This is a genomic window from Pseudomonas sp. GL-RE-26, assembly GCF_019956275.1.
Classification (GTDB): Bacteria; Pseudomonadota; Gammaproteobacteria; order Pseudomonadales; family Pseudomonadaceae; genus Aquipseudomonas; species Aquipseudomonas grandcourensis.
Genome location: NZ_JAHBDI010000018.1, coordinates 24,688 through 45,777, shown reverse-complemented (window position 1 = coordinate 45,777; position 21,090 = coordinate 24,688). Strand labels below are relative to the sequence as shown.

Genomic DNA, 21,090 nt, shown 5'->3' with positions numbered 1-21,090 from the left:
GTGCGAGTGAGCATAGACGCTGTTCTGCGAGTGGTCGCGCCGCAGCGGTGATTTTCCTTGCACGAGCGCCTAGTACCCGGTCATTTCCAGATAGCCCTGCCCTGTATGACTGCCACTGAGGCGCACCGGGCCTTCCCAATAAGGAATGCGCAAATCCATCCAGGCCTGGGGATTGAGCGCGGCAATGGCGATATCGAGGTGTCTGGCGGGGATTTTGATCGACCAGCGAATGGGCATCGCGCGCCCGGCAACCCGGGCCGTGTCTTGCGGCGTGAGGATGATGTCGCCAGCGTGCAGCAATTGTGTCTGGCCCCCAGCGTCGATCCAGGTGCCGGTGAGGTAAGGCTCGCCGTCCTTTTGCCGCATGCGATACAGCATCACCTGCTCGCCGCTGTCCAGGTGCAGGGAAAACCAGTCCCACCCTGTCTGGTTGCTCGTCAGGGGCTGGCTGCTCCATTCGCGGTCGAGCCAGGCCGGGCCACTGACCTGAAAGGTCTTGCCATCGATTTCCAGGGTGCCGCTGGCCTGGAAAAACGGCTGACTGTAGTAGTAAGAGGCCTGACCCTGTTCGGATTTCTGGCTGAAGCCCCGTTCCCCCTGAAGCACCAGCGGCCCTGTCGAGGTCAACCGCAGCCGGTAACTGAAACGCTGGTCGCGGGCACTGAGTAGCACGTCGGCCAACGGGTCGTCGGCAGTCGCCTGGCTGCGCAGTTGCCAGTCGTCGATCCATGCATTGAACGGCGCAACGTTGACACCGGCCTGACCGACGCCGCCACGGGCATAACGTTCGGCCGCATGATGCACTGTCGCCGACGTCACCGCCGCGTGGCCGAGCCAGATCGTCTGATTCTGCCAACCCGCCACCTCGGGGCTGGCTTTCAAAGCGCTGCGGAACAAGGTCCATTGCGCGCCGAACTCATTGCCCTGATCGTCCTTCAGATTGGCCGTGACATACCACCATTCGATGCGAAAGCCGTCGTGGGGACCGTGATCCGCCGGGAAGCTGAACACCCGACCGGGCACCACCGGGGTGAAGGCGGCGGCCTGGTTGCCCAGCCCCGCAAAGCCCTTTTGCTCCGGTGCCGGTTGATCGCAACCGCTCGCCAGCAACGCCAGGAGCAACACGCAGGCTTTAATCTTCATGGGCAAACGTCCGCAGCAGGTCCGCCGGTTGCGTGCGGTACAAACGGTACAACGGCCAGGCCGAGGCCAGTAACGTCGCGACCAGCGCCAGCCCCATCAATTGCAACAGTTGCATTGGAAACACCCGCAACGGCAGGCGCCAGCCAAAGGCCTGCACGTTGATCACCGTGTCCAGGCACCACGCCAGGGCGATGCCCAGCGGCAATGCCAGCACCAAGGTCAATATCGCCAGCAACCAGGTTTGCCCTAGGTTGAGCAACATCAGATGCCGACGCGTCACGCCCAGCGCCCACAGCGGCGCCAGTTGCCCGAGACGGCTCTGGCTTTGGGTCAACAGGCTGATGAACAGCGCCACCCCGGCCACGCACAGCGTCAGGCTGTTGAGTGCGGCGGTGGCGGCGAAGGTACGTTCGAAGATTTGCGTGGACCAACCCTTGAGCCGCGCCTGATCGACGATGCGGCTGTCGTCCAGGGTAAAGCGTGCCTGCAGCGCCGTGACGAACGCCGGAATCGATGCCGGTTCGATGCGCAGATTGAAGCGGCTCGGTGTCAGTTGCGGCCAACCGCGCAACAGGTGGCCGATGTTCACCAGAATGTGGCCCTTGGGATTGCCGTAGTCGGCGTAGATCCCGACGATCCGCGGCGACCACGGGCCAGTGGGGGTCGGCAGCGTCAGGTGATCGCCCAGTTGCACGTGCAGGCGCCGGGCCAGTTGTTCGCTGAGCATCACCGCATCGTCCTTGGCCAGCCGCTCCCAAGGGTTGTCGCCCAAGGCTTCGAGCAGCGGCCAGTGCTGGCGATAGGTCGGGTGGTCGATGATCCCGGACAGGTCCGTCGGCCAGCCCTGCAACTGGATCGAAACCTGCCAGTTGGGCAGCACCGCCGCCAGTTGCGGCTGCTGGTTGAGCCAGCTTTGCAGCTCCCGGGCCTGGGCCGGGTTCTGGGGATTGAGGTAAAGCTCGGCCGTCAGCCGTTGTTCGAGCCAGTCGCTGAAGGTCTGGCGAAACCCTGCGGTCATGCTGCCGGCACCGATGTTCGCCGCCATGGCCAACAGCAGCGCCATCAACGCCAGGCTCAGGGCCGGCAGTTGCTGGCGGCAATCGGCGACAAACCACTGGCCAAGCACCGAGCGACTTCGCTGCGAAACGAGATTGAGCAGAGAACTGAGCACCACCGGCAATGCCAGCGCGGCACCGATCAACAGAGCCGCCATCAACACGAAGCCACTGATAAGGCTGTCGCCGAAGATCAACGCCAGCAGCGCGATCACCCCGGCCATAGCCGCCACCCACCCCTGGCGTCGCAACCAGCGTGCATGGGCCTGATGCCAGGCCTGCGGGTCGGCCAACGCCAGCAATGGCAAACGCGCCGCCCGCAACAGGCTGTTGGCCCCGGCGAGCATTGCGCCGATCAGACTCAAGCCGATACCACTGAACCACCACGACAGGCTGAGGCTCAACTGCCCCGCCACTTCGGCGCCGTACAAGCCACGCAGGCTGGCGGCGACATCGGGCAACAGCACACCGGCCAGCAGGTAGCCGCTGACCACCCCGGCCACACCGCCGATCAGGGCCAATCCACCCAATTCGACGGCAAGGCAAGCGATCAGCATCCGCGCACTCACACCGCAGGCGCGCAGGGTCCGGAGCAGGCTTCGCCGTTGCTCCAGCGCCAGTCCGATGGCAGCGTGCACGATAAACAGGCCGACCACGAACGACAGCACCCCCAGGGCATCGAGGTTCAGGTGGAAGCTTTCGGTCAGGCGCGTCAGGTTGCTTTCTTCGCCAGCTCGCTTGAGTTGCAGCTGGCCCTTGAACGGCTCCGGCAATGGCGCGGTGAAATCCTTCGGTAACAGCAGCCGCGACAGTTGCTCCGGCAACCCCAGAATCTGCTGGGCAAAACCGATGTCCACCAGCAGCACGCCGGGCGCCATGTCGGCCTGCACATGCAGCGGCGGCAGTGCCACGCCCGCCAGGTTCAGTGGTCGGTCACCCTCGCGAAAACCCAGTGCCTGCAAGGTCTGGGGCGAGATCCAGGTACTGCCCGGCGGACTGAAAAAGCCGACCACCTGTTCAATCGCCAAGGCCTTCCCGGCCACCGCCGCGCCCGCCGGCAGCGACACCGGCTCGATGCCCATCAACTGCAAGCGCTGCTCTTCGTGCCCCTTGAGCGTGACCCGGCCTTGCAGCACCGGTGACACCGGCCACCCCGCGCGGCGCAGATCGATAAACCATTGCTGGGGGAACGTGCCGCCGCCGGGTGTAACGAGACTGGCCTGGGGTTCGCCGCCGATCAACTGACTGGCGCGGGCATAGCTGTCGCGGGCCTGGCTGTTGAGAGCCTGGACACCGGTCAACAGACCGGTGGCCAGCCACAACCCGGTCAGCACACTGAAAAACTGCACCGGATGCTGCCGCCAGTGGCTGAGCAGCGCACGCAGAGTTTCGCTGAAAATGCGCATGTCAGCGCTCTCCCGCACCGGCCAGACGACCGCCGCACAGCATGGCTTTTTCCGCCAGCCGTGCCGCCACGCCGGGACTGTGGGTGACCATCAACAGGCTGGTGGGACTGTCGTCGAGCAATTCCAGCAGCAACTGCAACACCTCGGCGCCGGTTGTTTCATCGAGGCTGCCGGTGGGCTCGTCGGCCAGCAGCAATGGCGGGCGCGACGCCAGCGCTCGGCCCAGTGCGACCCGTTGCTGCTGGCCGCCGGACAGTTGCTCCGGATAGCGCCGCAGCAGCTCCCCCAAGCCCAGGCGCTGCACCAGGTGCGCCTGCCAGCGTGGGTCATGGCGCCCCGCCAGACGTGCCTGAATCGCCAGGTTGTCTTCGACCCGCAGGCTGCCGATCAGGTTGAATTGCTGGAACACCAGGCCGATTTCCGTACGACGCCAGTTCGCCAGTTGCCCTTCATTCATCTGTTCCAGGCGATGCTCGCCACTGCGGATGCTGCCGCGATCGACCTTGTCCAGCCCGGCGATCAGGTGCAGCAAGGTGCTTTTGCCACTGCCCGACTCGCCCATCAGCGCCAGGCTGCTGCCGGGCCTGAGCGTCAGGTCGACGCCTTGCAGCACCGGCAGCGGCCCCTGCGGGGTGGCGTAGCTTTTGAAAACGCCATGGACTTCAAGCATGGGTCAACCTGCTGGATATGCCTGGCCCAAGGATAGCGGCCCTGAATGGTTTTTGTCCGCTGACGATCATGGCCCCGACCGCCCATCGCCCTACCCTCGAAGCTGGTCTGACCATAACGACAAAAAACGGAGACGCCATGCCTCGTTTCACCTTGAGCCCTCGTGGGCTGCTCACTTGCCTGATCACTGCCTGCCTTGCGCAATCGGTGGTCGCCGCCGATGGACCGGTCGCGGCCAGCCCGCAAACCACGGCCAGTAACGCCGCCGTGCTGCAACAACTGCCCTTCACCGACCGCACCGACTACGAGTCGGTCACCAAGGGCCTGATCGCGCCGTTCAAGGGCCAGGTCAAGGACGCCACGGGCAAGGTCATCTGGGATATCCAGGCCTATGACTTCCTCGCCAAGGACCAGGCCCCGGAGTCGGTCAACCCGAGCCTCTGGCGCCTGGCCCAGCTCAGCGCCCATGCCGGATTGTATGAAGTCAGCCCTCGGCTGTATCAGGTGCGCGGCCTCGACCTCGCCAACATGACCATCATCGAAGGCGACGACGGGCTGATCATCATCGACCCGCTGACCATGGCCGAAACCGCCAAGGCGGCGCTGGACCTGTACTACCAGAACCGTCCGCACAAACCGGTGGTGGCGGTGATCTACAGCCACACTCACGTCGACCACTTCGGTGGCGTGCGCGGGGTCATCGACGAAGCCGACGTCAAGGCCGGCAAGGTCAAGGTATTCGCCCCCGCCGGGTTCATGGAACACGTGATGAGCGAGAACGTCTACGCCGGCAACGCCATGAGCCGCCGTGCGCAGTTCCAGTTCGGCAGCCTGCTGCCCCGTGGCGAAAAAGGCCAGGTCGATGCCGGCCTGGGCAAGAGCACGCCGAGCGGCGGCACCGTCACCCTGATCCCGCCCACCGACCTGATCGACAAGGAACTGGAAACCCGCACCATCGCCGGCCTCGACGTGGAGTTCCAGTTGACCCCGGGCACCGAGGCGCCGGCGGAAATGAACCTGTACCTGCCGCAGTTGCGCGCCTTGTGCATGGCGGAAAACGCCACGCAAATGATGCACAACATCCTCACCCCCCGTGGCGCGCAAGTGCGTGACGCCAAGGCCTGGGCCGAGTACCTGGACGGCAGCCTGGCGCGTTACGGCGACAAGAGCGACGTGTTGTTCGCCCAGCACAACTGGCCGACCTGGGGCGGCGAACGCATCCGCACCTTCCTCGCCGACCAACGCGACATGTACGCCTTCCTCAATGACCGCACCCTGCACCTGCTGAACCAGGGCCTGACGCCGCTGGAAATCGCCGACTCGATCAAGAAACTGCCCGGCAGCCTCGACCAGAAGTGGTACACCCGTGGCTACTACGGCTCACTGAGTTTCAACACCCGGGCGGTGTATCAGCGCTACATGGGTTTCTATGACGGTAACCCGGCCAACCTCAATCCGCTGCCGCCAGTGGAAACGGCCAAGCGTTCGGTCGAAGCCATGGGCGGCGAAGCGGCTGTGCTGGGGAAAATGCAGGCGGCAATGGCCAAGGGTGAATACCGCTGGGCCGCGCAACTGGGCAATCAGGTGCTGTTCGCCAACCCGGACAACGGCGACGCCCGCAAAGCCCAGGCCCAGGCGTTGGAGCAAATGGGCTATCAAAGTGAAAACGCCACCTGGCGCAACATGTACCTGACCGGTGCCATGGAACTGCGCAACGGCGTACCACCCAATGCGGGCACTTCGGTATCGGTGGACATGGTACGGGCAATGAGCCCGCAGATGTTCTTCGACTTCCTGGCGGTGCGCCTGGACAGTGAAAAGGCCGTAGGCCATGACCTGACCCTGAACTGGACCTTCGATGACCTGAACAAGGACTTCAACCTGACCCTGCGCAATGGCGTGCTGACCCACCGTGCCGGGCTCAATGCTCAGGCGGATGCCAGCGTGACCATGAGCAAGGCCACCCTGGAACAGATCAGCCTCAAGCAACTGGATATCCCGACGGCGATGCAGAAAGGCCTGATCAAGTTGCAGGGCAATGGCAAGAAGCTCGGGGAGTTGATGAGCAGCCTCGATACGTTTGCACCGCAGTTCAATATCGTCACCCCTTGACCGGATGACGCGGGGAACCGCGTCGCCTTCATCGCGAGCTTGCTCGCGATGGCGGTTTACCGGCCAACCAGGTATGTCACAGGTGAACGAAACCCGCGACAAGGCCGGCCGGTAGGCCGCCTCGGACGCTGTTGCGGTGCACGCCCCCTCATGAGGCCGAGCGCAGGTTCTGCGCAGTGGGCAACCCGGCATGGATGCCGGGTTAGCCGCCGCCGGCCATGGATGGCCGATGGCGGCGGGCCCACGGAGCAGGACCGGAGCGAGGGCATGCCGAGCCACGGCGAGGCACCGAATGTCAGGGGCAAGAGCCCTTGGTTACTTGGGGCTTTTCCAAGTGACCCGCTGTAAGAGCGGAACCATAGGTGGCCGTTACCGCAGAAACGGATATGTACACCATCAAAAATCCATGCCGCCTGACACAAAGCCTTCGCGAGCAAGCTCGCACACAGGGGACCGGGTTGTTCACAGCAATTGTGAACGACACTGATCCAATGTAGGAGCGAGCCTGCTCGCGATGCGGTTCAGGCAGACACCACTTCAACCACCGGCATTTGCCAACGTTGATTGACCACCTGCTGCCCGGGTCCATACAGCCTCAGGACCAAGCTGAACGCCCCGCTCGCTGGCGTCGGCAACCAGTTACTCTGCTCTGGCGGAGCGGCGTTCTGCAGGATCAACGTCAACCCACCGTCCGCATCTTTTTGCAACTGATCCCGGCTGCTCAGGCAGTAGCGATTGATCGGGTTGGCCACCAGTTGCCGGTCCGGCAAGTCATACAGCGTCAGCGACCAGAACTCGCTGGCCGGCGGCAATTGACCCGGTGCGAAACGCAGGCGATAGCTTCGCCCGCCCTGCAAGAGTTGCCCCTGATTATCCAGGCGAGTGCCGGTGTAGAAGGCCTCTTCCACGCTGTTGCCGTAGATGCCGACATTCGCCGCGACAGCGCGGTTGAGGTAATTGCCGTTCAGCGCTTCGCGAGTACCGAACAGGCCCAGGGTGGTGCGTACCTGGCTCACCGCGGTTTGCAGTTGCGCCCGGGCGTCCTGAATCCCGGCGAGCAATGCCTGGCGCGTTGCTTGCGGCAACGTTGCCGGGTCGAATCCCTGACCGGGCACGATGCCGATCCGCGCAAAGCGTGCGCGCAAGGCTTGTTCGGACGGTTGCGTGGGACACAGGCTGAGGATCTGATTCAGCGCCGGGATAAACTCCAGCCCCAACCCGGTCTTGCTGTCCCAGGGTCGCCAGTCAATCGCCGGCGCAACCACGGGCGGTGCACTGCCGATGAACTCATGCAATGCACGCAAACCGTATTGCTGCTGCAAGGCACGCACCGCCGGCAGGTCCTCGGCGTTTTTCAGGCCCGTTCTCCCAAGCACCATGACGATTTCGGTTTCACTGCGCAGCACGGCCTTGACGCCGTCGGGTGTCGGGCCTTGCCAGTCGGGCCCGACGATCAGGTAATTCCCCGCATCGCGACCGGTGCTGAGCACGCCGACATAGGCAAAGTTGTGGGTGTACTGGTCGACCAGTTGAAACACGTAATAGCGCTCGTCATCGACCGCCGGCACGCTCAACACCTGGGGTTCGCTGCGCAGGTCGAGCCAAGCCCAGGAGTACGGCGTGTCGTTGTTCGGCGTGACGATGTCGCGGTTGTTCGGAGTAAACAACTCGCCGTAATGACGAAAGCGGTTGAAGCCGCCGACGTACTCCGGCGCAGACGCGTTGAGCGCTTGTTTTTCCATGGTCTGGTAATGCATGAGCATGGGGTAGGCGTAAATCCACGCCTCTTTGGCAATCTGCCGCAGGTCATCGGAATCAGCGGCCAGCAACCAGCGCGGAAACATCAGGCTGCCGCCCAATACCCCCATGCTGCCCAGCACCCGGCGGCGACTGAAAATCAGGTTCATGATTCGATCCTCGTTATCGTCGGCAATTGATAACTCCCGTCCAATGCCCCGCCCTTGGGCAGGTACAGGCGCAACAGCAGGTTGAACGTACCTTGCGGCGTCGGCAGCCAGTTGCCCTGTGGCGCAGCCTTGGGCGCATCGGCCTGCAGGATCAGGGTCAAGCCGCCGTCGGCATCGTATTGTAGACCAGGGCTACGATCGCCCAGGGCGTAACGCTGGATCGGGTTGGCCACCAGCAATTGGGTTTTGCCGTCATACAGGGTCAACGACCAGAACGCATTCACCGGCGGCATTTGCCCGGCGGGAAAATGCAGACGATAGGCGTGTTGGCCGGTGAGCGCCTGTCCCTCGGCATCGTGCAACGCCATCGGGTACAGCGCTTCCACCGCATCGTTGGCGTAGATGTAGCGCCAGGCGACCGCGGCACGGGTCAGGTCATCGTCGCCGTATTTGCCGACGTTGGACGGCGACGGCAACCAGCCCTGCCGTTCCACCGACAGCTGGCTGGAGGCTGCGCGGACCTGTTCGCGACCGGCTTCGGCACCTTGGGCGACGGCTTCGCTCAAGTCCGCCGGGGCCTGGAATTCGGTCCCCGGCTTCACGCCGATGACGGCGAAACGGGCCAGTTTCTTTTGTTCGCTAGCGGTCCATTGATGCAACGGGGCCAGCGCGTTGAAGGTACTGAACAGCGCCTGCGCCGGCCCTTGCTTGGTGTCCGTGTACGCTGGCAGTTGCAGTGGTGCCAACGGTTCAGGGGTCGCGCTGCCATTCACTTTGGACAGCGGTTGCAAGGCGTAGCCCTTCAGCACCTGCGCGGCGTCTTTCTGATCCGCTTCGCCTTTGACTTCGGTCCGTCCCAACAGGAAGACCAGCCGGCTCGGAGAGCGAATCACAGCGCTGAAACCCGATGGCACAGGCCCCTTCCAGTCCGGCCCGACAATCAGGTAGCGCCCCGCCTGATCCCCCGTGGCGCGGGTGCCGATGTAGTCGAGGTTGTCGGTGCGCATGTCCACCAGTTGGAAGCTGTAGTAGCGGCCTTGCACAGCCGGCACGTCCAACGCCATCGGTTCGCCGCGCAGATCGAGCAAGGCGCGGGAATAGAAGGTGTCGTTGTTGGGCGACACCACTTTGTTGTCTTGCGGACCGAGCAGGCGCGGTTCGCTGTAGAGACGATTGAACGGCAGTTTCGCGGTGATGGCGCTGAGCACCTTGTCGTGTTCGACGGTGGCGTAGGCGAACACGTAGGCCTCCTGCGCCAGGGCTTTCGCCTGTTGTTGATCGATAGTTGCGGCGTGAACAGTGCCCAGGCTCGCGCCCAGGGCCAGTGCGGATATCCAGTAGCGCATGGCAGATCTCCTGTAGCAAAACATCAGCACACACAGATCCCTGTGGGAGCGGGCTTGCCCCGGGCGGCGTTCCGACGAAGAGGGAGTGTCAGTCGACTACATTGCTGCCTGACACGCCGCCTTCGCGAGCAAGCCCGCTCCCACATTGGATTTGCGGTGGTTTGGCGAATGGTTACTTGGCCCAGCGCCGCAGGTCCGACGGGGTGTAGTCATCGGTCTTGGCGGCGAAGCCCACGCGCATCGGCTCGGTCTCTTCGTTGGCCAGGCCGCCGGCGTAGTAGCGTCCGGAGATCAGGTCATAGGAGGTTTCCAGCACGTTGTAGGTGAAGCCGTGGTCGTACTGCTGGATCGCGTGCAGTTCACCGCTGCGCCACAGTTCACCGCGGCTGTCGTACTGGTCCGACTGGGCGATCTGCCAGCTGTCTTCGTCCACATAGAAGCGACGTTTGGCGTAGATGTGCCGGGCATCGGGCTTGAGGGTCGCCTCGACTACCCACACCCGATGTTTCTCGTAGCGAGCCAGATCCTGGTTTACGTGGTTGGGCTTGATCACGGCGTCGTACTTGAGGTCGCGGCTGCCGATCTTGTAGCTGTTGTAAGGGATGAACAGCTCTTGCTTGCCCACCAGTTTCCAGTCGAAACGGTCCGGTGCGCCGTTGTAGCCGTCGATGTTGTCGGCGGTGATCAGGCCGTTGCTGTAACGGGCGCTATTGTCGTAGGCGATCATCGGCGCACGACGCACGCGACGCTGGCCCGGCAGGTATTGCCAGGCCGAACGCGGCTCGGCGACCTGGTCGATCGGCTCGTGCACCAGCACCGCTTCGCCAGACAGACGCGCCGGTTCCAGGACCCGGCTCTTGAACATGAACAGGATGTTCGAGCCCGGTTCCAGTCCGCCCACGGTGTCGGCGAAGTTGATCAGCGACTGATTGCGCACGTAGCTGGTGGCGCCGTTTTCGCGCACCAGTGCCGAGCTGCTGATGCGCTCGTAGCTGCCGCCGCGATAACGGGTCATGTGGTTCCACATCACCTCCAGGCCTTCGGTGGGCAACGGAAACGGAATACCCCTGGCATAGTCGTGCAAGCCGTTGCCGCCGTCGGCCATGCTGGTCTTGGCGACGTTCTCACGACTGGCCGCCAGTACCTCCTTGGGCAAGTTGGCGCTGCGATGGCTCGGGTAGATGTTCATTTTGTAGCTGTCCGGGAAACGCTTGAACAAAGCGACTTGACCCGGGCTGAGAAGTTTCTCGTACTGCGTGACGTTCTTCGCCGTGATGGTGAACAACGGTTTCTCGGCGGCATACGGATCGCTGTAACCACCCTTGCTGTCAACGGTACCGGCGTTGGCGGCAAGCCCTCCGCTCCAGGCCGGAATGCTGCCGTCGGCATTGGCCGCCATTTCCGAGCCCATGGGGGTCAGGGTCTTGCCCAGTGCCGTCGAATCGGTGCCTTTGGCCTGAGCCAGGCCGACGGTGCAGGCCAGGGCCAGCACGCACAATTGCATACGCATAACGGTTCTCCTTAGAAGTCTGCCTTGAAGCTGACGGATGCGAAATCGCGGTCGTCGAGGGTGCTGTAGTCGTTGGAACCGAAGAACGTGTTGTAGGCCAGTTCCACGCTGTAATCGTTCATGTAGACGCCGGTCAGGCTCACGCCCAGCGCCTGCTGGCCTTCCTGGAATGGCCCTTGCGGATCGTAGGAATAGCCCGAGACGTCATGCCGCCAGTTGAGGGCGGGAATCAGGTTGATGCCTGGCAACACATCGCTGTATTCGAGGCTGGCGCGCAGGCGATAACCCCACGACCAATCGGTGGCAAAGCCCTTGTCGGTGCAGAATTGGTTGGTCACACCTGAAGCCACCGTGTTGCACGGCGTGCCATTGCGCGGGGCGCTGCGGCCGAACGCGGCGTTACGGCCCAGGCGCTCGTCCCCCAGGTCTTCGATGTGCACGACCCCGGCTTCACCGAACAGGCTCAGGCGCGTGGCGCCCAGCACGTTGTCGATGGCCTGGGTGGCCGAACCGGTCAACTGCCAGACGCCCTTGCGCTCCCACGCATCGAACTGGCTGCCATTGGTGGTGCTGAAGCCGGGCGGCAACTGCACCCAGGAACTGCCCCCCGGTCCGGAAATCACGGCGACGTTGACGTCGGGCGCGTTGATCGCGATCGGCATGTTCGGCCGGTAGCTCAACTCACCGGCCAGGGAAATCCCGGTGACCGGCTCGACGCCATTGAGGCTGATGCCGTACAGGTGAATGTTTTCCGGGAAAGCCGCCGCATAGCTCGGCCCCTGGATGCCACCGGGGAAGGTGCCGGGCAAGGCGGTGTTCCTGGCGTTAATGGTGAAATACGGCAACCGCGAGTGATAGTTGATGTAGTAGATCGCCGCTTCCGCATCGTTGAGCGCCGGGATCATCTGGCGCAAGGCGAAGCCAAACTGGCCGTTGTCGGACGGCGACTCGTTGCCCCGGGACGTGGCGAACAAACCCGCGGCCTGCATCTGTTGATCGGTCTGTACCTGACTCAGGAACAGCGGCCCGCAACCCGGCTGGATCACATCGCTGCTGGCGAAGAAAGTGCCGCAACCATCGAGAACGCTGGGGCGCCAGTTGTACTGGTAGAAACCTTCGAGGTTGGTGGTGTCGGTCAGGCCGAAGCTGAAGGAGACCATCTCCACCGGCAACTGGCCTTCCTTGATTTCCACGCCGGGACGGTTGAACGCCGAGATGTCCAGCGGGTTGATCACATTGATGCCGTTCTGGATCAGCAGCGCTTCGCCCCAGGACAGCACCTGGTTACCGACCTTCACGCTCAGCGGATGCTCGGCCACCTGGAAGTCTTTCCAGACGTAGGCATCGAGCACCTCGAAGCCCTTGAACTTGGACAGGTCGTCCCAGCCCGAATCATCGAAATCCTTGAAGCGGCCATTGCCGGTTTCATAGGCATGGTCGTACCAGTACTTGAAGCGAATGAACGCGCCCTGGCCCTGGCCATCGAGACTGACATCGGTGAGGCCCTTGAAGAGTTGCGAGATGGGGTCGCCCCTCTCGAAGTTCAGCCGGTTGTCGTCGGCGCTGACGCTGGTGCCATTGGCATTCACGCCCTGGGCCTGCAAGGCGTTGGCGCGGGTCATCAGGCTTTTGTCGGGGTTTTGCGTCGACCAGCTGCTGCCCAGGCTCAGGCTGGTCTTGGTCGACAGGCTCCAGTCTTCGTTGATGTCAAAAGTGGTGGCGTAGGTCGGCCCCGTCAGTACGGCAAGAATCGCCAGCGCAAGGGGTTGCGGGCGGGTGTGGCCAAGCCGGTGAAGTCGTTGGCGGACTCCGGCTGTGGCCGAGCGTTTTTTTATCATTATTGGGCTCCGGTCAGGTTTGCTCAGCCTGGACACGGTGCCCAACTATCGGGCGCGACACGCAAGCGATGGCCGACAAAAAATAATCATCGGGAGATCTGCGGGGGTCTCGGTTAATTTCTGAAGGTGTGCATATCCGTCTCCATGGATGCGGTCCCACATTGGGTCCCCCGGTTTTACTTCAGACTTGTTGCCACTGAAGATCCCTGTGGGAGCGAGCTTGCTCGCGATGGCTTTGTGTCAGGCGGCATGGATTTTTGATGGTGTACATATCCGTTTCTGCGGTAACGGCCACCTATGGTTCCGCTCTTACAGCGGGTCACTTGGAAAAGCCCCAAGTAACCAAGGGCTCTTGCCCCTGACATTCGGTGCCTCGCCGTGGCTCGGCATGCCCTCGCTCCGGTCCTGCTCCGTGGGCCCGCCGCCATCGGCCATCCATGGCCGGGGGCGGCTAACCCGGCATCCATGCCGGGTTGCCCACTGCGCAGAACCTCCACTCGGCCTCACGAGGGGGCGTACACCGCAACAGCGCCCGAGGCGGCCTACCGGCCGGCCTGGTTGTTGGGTGCGTTCGTCTGTGAGGTACCTGGTCGACTGGCCGGCCGCCATCGCGAGCAAGCTCGCTCCCACAGGTACTGAGTACATCTGCAAGCAATTGGTTGGCTGGCAGGCCGCCATCGCGAGCAGGCTCGCTCCTACAGTTGAGCTGGGTACATTCGAAAGAAATTGGTCGGCTGACAGGCCGCCATCGCAGGCAAGCCAGCTCCCACAGGGATTGCGGACATCTGCAAATACCAGGTCGGCTGACAGGCCGCCATCGCGAGCAGGCTCGCTCCCACAGAAGAGCAAAGGCAGAGCAGCCCACACCGCGCCGCTTTTCACCACTCATCAGGCCGAGCGTTAGCTCGCCTGCAGCTTTTGATCTTGATCCACCCGCCCCCTCGGCAGGCTGAGTGGAGGTGTTCATCCGGGGATTGGCGCGCAGCGCCGTTCGACGCAGTCGAACTCATTGCATGTAGGTCGAAGCGAAGCCGACCGGAGGGCAATGCCCCCGGATGAATACCGCAGCGAAGGAACGCCGAGCCTTAGCGAGGGGCCGTACGTAAGGGGCGAGACTTTTTGGTTCCTTTTGTGTCGTTTGACAAAAGGGACTCGCCGTAAGGGCGAAACCGCCAGCCGCCATTACCGCAGAAACGGATATGTACACCGACCCCATCACCTACAAACCAAGGCGAAACTGCTTAGGCGTAATCCCAAACTGCTTACGAAACGCCCGAATGAAATTACTCGGCTGCCGATACCCCAACCGCTCGGCAATCCGCTCGATCGGCTGATCCCCCGCCGTCAACCAGTGCCGCGCCATCTCCAGGCTGTCACTGCGGGTATGCTGCGCCGCCGCAGTCTGCCAGTGCCGCAACATGCTCTGATGCAAAAACCCATTGGCCCCGAGCAGAGGCTCATCAAGACTGGCCGCCGGCAGGCTCAGACACGGATGTGAACCCTCCAGCACCTCGACACCAGCGCTACGCAACCATTGCCCGGCAGCCTGTTGTGGCGTCAGGTGGACCGCGACGAACACCTCGGCCGGCGCACGCCCCAAACGTCGGGCGATATTGCGCACCAACGTCAGGGTCGCCGCATCGAGGCCGAAAAAATGCGGCTGCCGGTCAACACTGCGCAAGTGCAGACGAGCCTGCCCGTCACCCTCCTCCAGTTCCGCCAGTACGTAGTTGGTCACCCGTGGCAGGAAGTCGGTGAAACACGCCAGGCTCGCACGCAGGGTCGCGGCGGAGTCCAGCAGAATGTTCAAACCCCGCAGCGTAGTGGTCGCCATGCCATTGACCAGATCGCAGCCAAACGACACCCCCGCGCCCGCACGTTCGCATTCACTCCACAGGCGTTCGACCAGGTGCACGGGCACATGCAGGTCCTGCCCTTCGAGCAACGACAGGCAGATGCCGGCCCGTTCCAACAGTTGGTCCTGGCACAGTCCGGACTGCCGGGCATGGCTGAGAATGGTGCGGGTGAAGGCGCTGGAAATGAACGGTTGGCTGGTCATGGCAAGTTACGGCGAGAAGACAGGCGTGTACTTATGCCAGCCTCTGTGCTATCGATCCAATGCATTAAAAGTATCCGCCGAATGCAGGAGACGCATGATGGACCTACGACAACTCCGCCACCTTGTCGCCCTGGCCGATTACCGCAACTTCGGTCGGGCCGCCGAGGCGATCAACCTCAGCCAGCCCGCCTTCAGTCGCAGCATCCAGACCCTGGAGCGCGACCTCGACTGCGCGCTGGTAGAACGCAGCAGCCGCGAATTCCGCCTGACTGGCCAGGGTGAACTGGTGCTGCAACATGCCCGGCGCCTGCTCGCCGGCAGCCAGGCCTTGCACAATGAACTGACGCAATACAACGGCCTGACCGGTGGCGAGTTGCACTTCGGCTGCGGCCCGTACCCGGCCCAGGTGTTGGTGCCCGAGGCGTTGGCGGAATTCATCCAGGCCCACCCGGCGATCCGCATCAGTTTCCACCAGGGCGACTGGGAGCAACTGGCGGTCTGGCTTCGTGAGCAGCAAATCGAATTCCTCGTGGCCGACGCGCGGTACTTCACCGGCGACCCGCAATATCATGTACAGCTGTTGCGCCCTCGACGCGGGCGGTTCTTTTGCCGTGTCGGTCATCCCTTGGTGCAGCAGCAGAACCTGTCCCTGCGCGTCCTGCTCGACTACGCGGTGGTCGGCACGCGAATACCGCCGATGATCCGCAAGATCCTCGCCGACGTGCAGGGCGAGGCGGACTTCAACCCGAGCGTGGAATGCGCGCAATTCGACGCCATCCGCCGCGTGGTGATGCGTTCCGACGCGGTGGGCATCGCCACCGTGGAGGCCTTGGCCGAACTGGTCGACCAGGGCCTGATCCGCCTGCTGGAATTTGCCGATGTGCCCAAGGAGGACCCCGGCCTGCAATTGCACTACGGCATCGTCAGCCGCGCCGGCCACTCCCTGACACCGGCCGCGCTGGCGATGGTCGATGCGGTGCTGTCGGTTGACCGGCGCTTGTTGGCGTCGAATTAGCCCCTTCAAGCAGTTGCACAATCCCTGTGGCGAGGGGGCAAGCCCCCTCGCCACAATGCAATGCACAACCCTGGATATGTGAGCATCACGCACGCCGCACCAGCGCCTGCAATGCCCGGGGCTCACCGAGGGCGCGCAGCAGGCAATGCATCGCCTCCTCGCGGCTGCGTTCGAAGCGATAGCGCGACTCGATGTACAGCGCCAGTTTCAACTCCACCGGTTCGTCCAGGGGCAGCGGCACGTGTTGCAGGCCCAGCACACTGGCGACCCGGCTTGGCAGGCTGATGCCGAACGGCTGGCGATCGGCGATCAGCTTTGCCGCCAGGGTGCTTTGGGTGCTCATCGCCACATTGCGGCGCAGGCCTTTCAAGCCAAGCTGCAAGTCCACCGGGCTGAGCCCGTCGCGGCGGCTCGACACCTGGATCTGCGGCTGCTCCAGATACGCCTGCAGGGTGCGCGGCGGTTCCTTGAGCGCGGCGCCATAGGCGAACACGTAATGGTCGGCGGGCAATGCCTGTTTGTGCAGGCCGGCAAGCCCGGCCAGGGGCTGGTCGAGGTCGATCAGGATATCCAGCTTGCCACTGGCCAGGTCCTGCAAGGCGTCACGGCGCCGGGGCTGGAAGTAACGCACCTGCCAATCGGCGTGGGGCGATTCGAGCAAGGCATCGAGCAGCACCGGTTGCAGGCAGTCCAGACAACTGATGCGCAGCAGCGGATTGTTCTGTCGCGCGGCGGGAATCATGCGCAAGCCATCGCGCAATGACTCGAGCGCGGCACGCACGTAGTCGGCCAGACGATGGGCGACCAGTGTCGGCGTCACCCCCAGGCGACTCTTGATGAACAGCGGATCGCCGCACAATTCGCGCAGGCGACGCAACGCATTGCTCATGGCCGGTTGCGACAGGCACATCACCTCGGCCGCACGGGTGACGCTGCGCTGCTGGTAAATCGCATCGAAGGCAAGCAACAGGTTCAAATCGAGCTGGCGTAAATCAAGCATGGTCTTGCTCCGGCAAATCGCTTAACGTCGGGCAGCCTAACCAGTGTTCCGGAACAAGCTGTGAGCCCTACATGACAAAAAGCGATCAGCCACTGCACGATCAATCGATACCCAATGCGTTCTACGCGCCGACCCTGCTGCCGGCCATCGAAGAGTTGCTGGCCCGTGGCGTGGACCGGGACAGTATCGAAGGCCTGTTTCGCCGCAGCCTGTTCGAGTTGCGCACGCCATTCATGCGCATTCCGCTGTTCATGTCGCGGCGCTTCTGGGCGTTTGCCCTGGAGCAGACCGGCGACCCGCTGATCGGCCTGGCGGCTGGCCGGCGTTTCGTTTCCACCGCCACCAACGGCCTGACGTACCTGTTCGACGTGGCCGCCTCACTGGACAGCGCCTGCCAGTATTTCGTGCGTTTCTTTCCGTTTTTCAACGGGCACTTCCAGGCGCAGATCGTGCGCGGCGACGACAGCGTCGAATTGCACCTGCTCGACCGTGGCAGCGTGAAAACCAGCGCAGCAACCACCGATTACATCCTCATCAGCCTGTGCAGCATGTTGCGGCGCAAATTTCTCGCCAGTGGCCTGGAGCGTGATCCGATTCTGGGCGTCGGACTGGCCGGTGCTTGCACGGCCAATGCGCAGGAACATCAACAAGCCTTTCGCGCACCGGTGCAATGGGGGCAGGCGCAGCACTCGATCCGCCTCGATCCACAGCTGTTCGTCATCCCGTTGACGCCGGGCAATCATGAACTGGAACACACGCTGGTCGAGTTGCTGGAGCAGACCCGACGCAACAGCGAACCGACCTTGCTGGAGCAAGTCTGCGACCATTTGATCGGCGACCTCGCCGAGGCCAACTGGCAGCAATTCTGTACCACCCAGCACTTGCTCGAGCGCACCGCCGCCCGACGCTTGAAGGCGTTGGGCTGGAGTTTTTCAGAGTTGCTCGACGAATACCGCCGCTACCGGGCCGAAGATTTTTTGCAGGGAACGGACCTGGAGCTGGTGGAGATTTCCGACCGTCTGGGTTACAGCGATGTGCAAAGCTTCAACCGTGCTTGCCTGCGGTGGCTGGGGTGCGCGCCGGGAGCCTGGCGAACCCGGCAAGGTAGAGCAACTGACCCGTGCCTGCCCAAGGCTTGACCTCATTCTAAAAACTGCTCGCTCCGGGCACCGCCGTCGACCGATCGTTTCATTGTGTTTGCAACGATTTTCCAGGTCGATCGCCAATAGTTTGTCGGTCGTTTCTTGACGATAGCACCGTGCCATCTTTGCGTAAGAACTGGCGGACTTCGGGATAAAGCGTCAAAAAACAGGTGACTCAAATCTGACGCGCTCGAGCAGCTACAGCCCTTGTATTTCAAGACTTACGACCGTCCATCGTTTAATTGAAAATCTCGAAAAGAGCCCAAAATCGGGGAAACCCCAATAGTGGTGCGACTTTAATGGCAAATGGCCCCAACTTTGGGGGTTGTCTTGCCCATTCGACATGCCAATTTGCTGACACGGTTTGCCAAGGCTCGTCTATACCCCTTTTGACAGTCTTATTTCGCAACTTTCCACCGTCTTACGAGGCACGCCAGTATGGACGTGAGCGTATTTGGTACGGGCTACGTTGGCCTGATTCAAGCCGCGGCACTGGCTGATGTCGGACATCGTGTCCTGTGTGTCGACATCGATCCGAACAAGATCCGGCAACTGCAACAGGCCGTACCACCGATCAGTGAGCCAGGACTTTCCGGCACCCTTGAAGAAAACATCAAGGCCGGTCGCTTGCTCTTCACCACCCAGGCCAGCGATGCGGTGGAGCACGCCGAGCTGATCTTCATCGCCGTCGGAACACCCGCCGACGAAGACGGTTCGGCCGACCTCAGCCATGTGCTGAACGTGGCCCGGCAGATTGCCAATTTAATGGAGGCCGACCGTACTCTGATCATCAAGTCCACGGTGCCGGTGGGCACAGCGGACCAGGTCAGTGCCACCGCCGTTGAAGAGTTGCAGCGTCGCGGCAAAGGTTCGCTGAAGGTACGGGTGGTGTCGAACCCGGAGTTTCTCAAGGAAGGCAGCGCCCTGGCCGACTGCATGCGCCCGGACCGGATCATCGTCGGCACCAGTGACGACGAAGCCCGTGACCAGATGAGCGATCTCTACGCGCCCTTCTGCCGCAACCACGACAAGTTGATGTTCATGGACAACCGCAGCGCCGAGCTGACCAAGTACGCGGCGAACGCGATGCTGGCCACGCGCATCAGTTTCATGAACGAACTGGCCAACCTCACCGAGTTGCTGGGCGCCGATATCGAAGCCGTGCGCAAAGGCATAGGCTCGGACCCGCGCATTGGTTACCACTTCATCTACCCCGGTTGCGGCTTCGGCGGCTCGTGCTTTCCCAAGGACCTGCGCGCCCTGCTGCACACCGCCGAACACGCCGGAATGCCACTGAAGCTGCTGCGCAGCGTGACCGACGTCAACGACCACCAGCGGCATATCCTGTTCAGCAAACTCAAGGCGCAATTTCCCGCCGGGCTGGCCGGCAAGTCCATCGCCGTGTGGGGCCTGGCGTTCAAGCCCAACACCGATGACATGCGCGAAGCACCCAGCCGCTACCTGATGGAAGCCCTCTGGGCCGAAGGCGCGAGCGTGCAGGCCTACGACCCGGAAGCCATGTCCGAATGCCGGCGCCTTTACGGCTACCGCGACGACCTGCATCTGTGCGCCACCCGCGATGACACACTCGAAGACGCCGATGCCCTGGTGATCTGCACCGAGTGGAAGAACTTCCGCGTGGTCGACTTCGACACACTGGCGAGCAAGCTGCGTGCACGGGTGATCGTCGACGGACGCAACCTGTACAACCCGGAACAAGTGGCGGCCGCCGGCCTGCACTACTGCGGCATTGGCCTGCGCCACATCGTGCCCGAGGCCTTGCGTCCATGAAGATTCTGGTCACCGGAGCGGCCGGTTTTATCGGTGCCCATTGCGTGTTGCGACTGTTGCGCGATGGACATCAGGTGTTCGGCCTGGACAACTTCAACAGCTACTACGACCCGCAACTCAAGCACGCTCGTGTGCGTTGGGTGCAGGAGCAGGCACGCCCTTTCCCGCTCTCAACGATTGACCTGGCCGATGCCACGGCCATCGAGGCACTGTTTGCCAACGAACAACCCGAAGTGGTGATCCACCTCGCGGCCCAGGCCGGGGTGCGTTACTCCCTGGAAAATCCCCGGGCGTACCTGGACAGCAACTTGAGCGGGTTCCTGAACATCCTCGAAAGCTGCCGCAAACACCCGGTCAAGCATCTGATCTACGCCTCGTCCAGTTCGGTGTATGGCGCCAACCAGCACACACCGTACTCGGTGCGCGATGGTGTCGATCATCCGCTGTCGCTGTACGCCGCGACCAAGAAGTCCAACGAACTGATGGCCCACAGCTACAGCCACCTGTTCGGTATTCCCTGCACCGGCCTGCGCTTCTTCACGGTATACGGCCCCTGGGGACGGCCTGACATGTCGCCGATTCAGTTCGCCCGGGCCATCGCCGAAGAACGCCCACTCAAGCTGTTCAACTACGGCGAGCACCAGCGGGACTTCACCTACATCGACGACATTATCGAGAGCATCGCGCGTCTGATCGAAAGCCCACCGCGAGCCAACGCTCGATGGGACCGCGAGCAACCGGACCCGGCCACGAGCATGGCGCCCTGGCGGATCTTCAACATCGGCGGCCAGCATCCGGTGGAGCTCAAGGAGTATCTGGCGCTACTGGAAAAACACATGGGGCAAAAAGCCCGGGTCGAGCTACTGCCTCTGCAACCCGGCGATGTCCTCAACACCTGCGCCGATGCCAGCGACCTGGCCCGCGCGACCGATTTCCAGCCAAGGATCGAGCTGGATGAGGGACTGGGGCGCTTCGTTGCCTGGTTCCGTGCTTACTACTAACCAAGTAATTAATTAATCAACACTAACTAACAAAGTAATTAACTGATTAATACCAATTAACTAAGCAAGAAACCGATCAGAATTAATTAACTAAGC

General features: G+C 62.6%; 14 protein-coding genes. 5 read left to right on the top strand and 9 right to left on the bottom strand.

Going from position 1 to position 21,090, the window contains the following annotated elements:
* Nucleotides 1-69: 69 nt before the first annotated feature.
* The 3 genes from KGB07_RS13755 to KGB07_RS13745 are packed head-to-tail and all read right to left on the bottom strand — an operon-like array spanning nucleotide 70 to nucleotide 4,274.
* Nucleotides 70-1,143 carry a lipocalin-like domain-containing protein gene (locus tag KGB07_RS13755; protein ID WP_046043242.1) on the bottom strand — a complete coding sequence of 358 codons (1,074 nt, stop codon included), beginning with the start codon at nucleotides 1,141-1,143 and terminating at the stop codon, nucleotides 70-72.
* Nucleotides 1,133-3,604, bottom strand: a complete 2,472-nt coding sequence (locus KGB07_RS13750) for an ABC transporter permease (protein WP_223465628.1) — start codon at nucleotides 3,602-3,604, stop codon at nucleotides 1,133-1,135. Before KGB07_RS13750 ends, KGB07_RS13755 begins: the two co-directional genes overlap by 11 nt.
* A 1-nt stretch (nucleotide 3,605) precedes the next feature.
* Complete coding sequence (locus KGB07_RS13745; RefSeq protein WP_223465626.1) at nucleotides 3,606-4,274, bottom strand: ABC transporter ATP-binding protein; 669 nt, start codon at nucleotides 4,272-4,274, stop codon at nucleotides 3,606-3,608.
* A 137-nt stretch (nucleotides 4,275-4,411) separates the two neighbouring features.
* Here KGB07_RS13745 and KGB07_RS13740 point away from each other — a divergent pair, with 137 nt between their 5' ends.
* On the top strand, nucleotides 4,412-6,385 hold the full coding sequence (locus KGB07_RS13740) for an alkyl/aryl-sulfatase (protein ID WP_046043239.1): 1,974 nt from the start codon (nucleotides 4,412-4,414) through the stop codon (nucleotides 6,383-6,385).
* Nucleotides 6,386-6,906: 521 nt separating this feature from the next.
* On the opposite strand, the gene KGB07_RS13735 is transcribed toward KGB07_RS13740, so the two are convergent.
* The 5 genes from KGB07_RS13735 to KGB07_RS13715 form a co-directional block, all read right to left on the bottom strand.
* Entirely contained in the window at nucleotides 6,907-8,292 is a 1,386-nt protein-coding gene (locus KGB07_RS13735) for a DUF1254 domain-containing protein (RefSeq protein WP_046043238.1), read from the bottom strand.
* Nucleotides 8,289-9,638, bottom strand: a complete 1,350-nt coding sequence (locus KGB07_RS13730; protein ID WP_046043237.1) for a DUF1254 domain-containing protein — start codon at nucleotides 9,636-9,638, stop codon at nucleotides 8,289-8,291. Before KGB07_RS13730 ends, KGB07_RS13735 begins: the two co-directional genes overlap by 4 nt.
* A 172-nt stretch (nucleotides 9,639-9,810) precedes the next feature.
* Nucleotides 9,811-11,148, bottom strand: a complete 1,338-nt coding sequence (locus KGB07_RS13725; protein WP_223465624.1) for a DUF1329 domain-containing protein — start codon at nucleotides 11,146-11,148, stop codon at nucleotides 9,811-9,813.
* Nucleotides 11,149-11,159: 11 nt separating this feature from the next.
* The gene (locus KGB07_RS13720; protein ID WP_046043235.1) at nucleotides 11,160-12,986 is read right to left on the bottom strand and encodes a DUF1302 domain-containing protein; all 1,827 of its coding nucleotides are present in this window, start codon (nucleotides 12,984-12,986) and stop codon (nucleotides 11,160-11,162) included.
* Nucleotides 12,987-14,205: 1,219 nt separating this feature from the next.
* Nucleotides 14,206-15,045: an AraC family transcriptional regulator gene (locus tag KGB07_RS13715; protein WP_046043678.1), complete on the bottom strand. Its 840-nt coding sequence runs from the start codon at nucleotides 15,043-15,045 to the stop codon at nucleotides 14,206-14,208.
* 94 nt (nucleotides 15,046-15,139) lie between these two features.
* Between KGB07_RS13715 and KGB07_RS13710 the strand changes: the two genes are divergently transcribed.
* Entirely contained in the window at nucleotides 15,140-16,060 is a 921-nt protein-coding gene (locus tag KGB07_RS13710; protein WP_223465622.1) for a LysR family transcriptional regulator, read from the top strand.
* 85 nt (nucleotides 16,061-16,145) lie between these two features.
* On the opposite strand, the gene KGB07_RS13705 is transcribed toward KGB07_RS13710, so the two are convergent.
* Nucleotides 16,146-17,060 carry a LysR family transcriptional regulator gene (locus KGB07_RS13705; RefSeq protein ID WP_046043676.1) on the bottom strand — a complete coding sequence of 305 codons (915 nt, stop codon included), beginning with the start codon at nucleotides 17,058-17,060 and terminating at the stop codon, nucleotides 16,146-16,148.
* A gap of 71 nt (nucleotides 17,061-17,131) precedes the next feature.
* Between KGB07_RS13705 and KGB07_RS13700 the strand changes: the two genes are divergently transcribed.
* The 3 genes from KGB07_RS13700 to KGB07_RS13690 all read left to right on the top strand — a co-directional run bounded on the left by KGB07_RS13700 (nucleotide 17,132) and on the right by KGB07_RS13690 (nucleotide 20,994).
* Nucleotides 17,132-18,199 (top strand): AraC family transcriptional regulator, encoded by a 1,068-nt coding sequence (locus tag KGB07_RS13700; RefSeq protein ID WP_046043675.1) that lies wholly within the window; start codon nucleotides 17,132-17,134, stop codon nucleotides 18,197-18,199.
* 441 nt (nucleotides 18,200-18,640) lie between these two features.
* On the top strand, nucleotides 18,641-19,993 hold the full coding sequence (locus KGB07_RS13695; protein WP_046043674.1) for a UDP-glucose dehydrogenase family protein: 1,353 nt from the start codon (nucleotides 18,641-18,643) through the stop codon (nucleotides 19,991-19,993).
* Nucleotides 19,990-20,994, top strand: a complete 1,005-nt coding sequence (locus KGB07_RS13690; protein WP_223465620.1) for an NAD-dependent epimerase — start codon at nucleotides 19,990-19,992, stop codon at nucleotides 20,992-20,994. Before KGB07_RS13695 ends, KGB07_RS13690 begins: the two co-directional genes overlap by 4 nt.
* The last annotated feature ends 96 nt before the right edge of the window (nucleotides 20,995-21,090 follow it).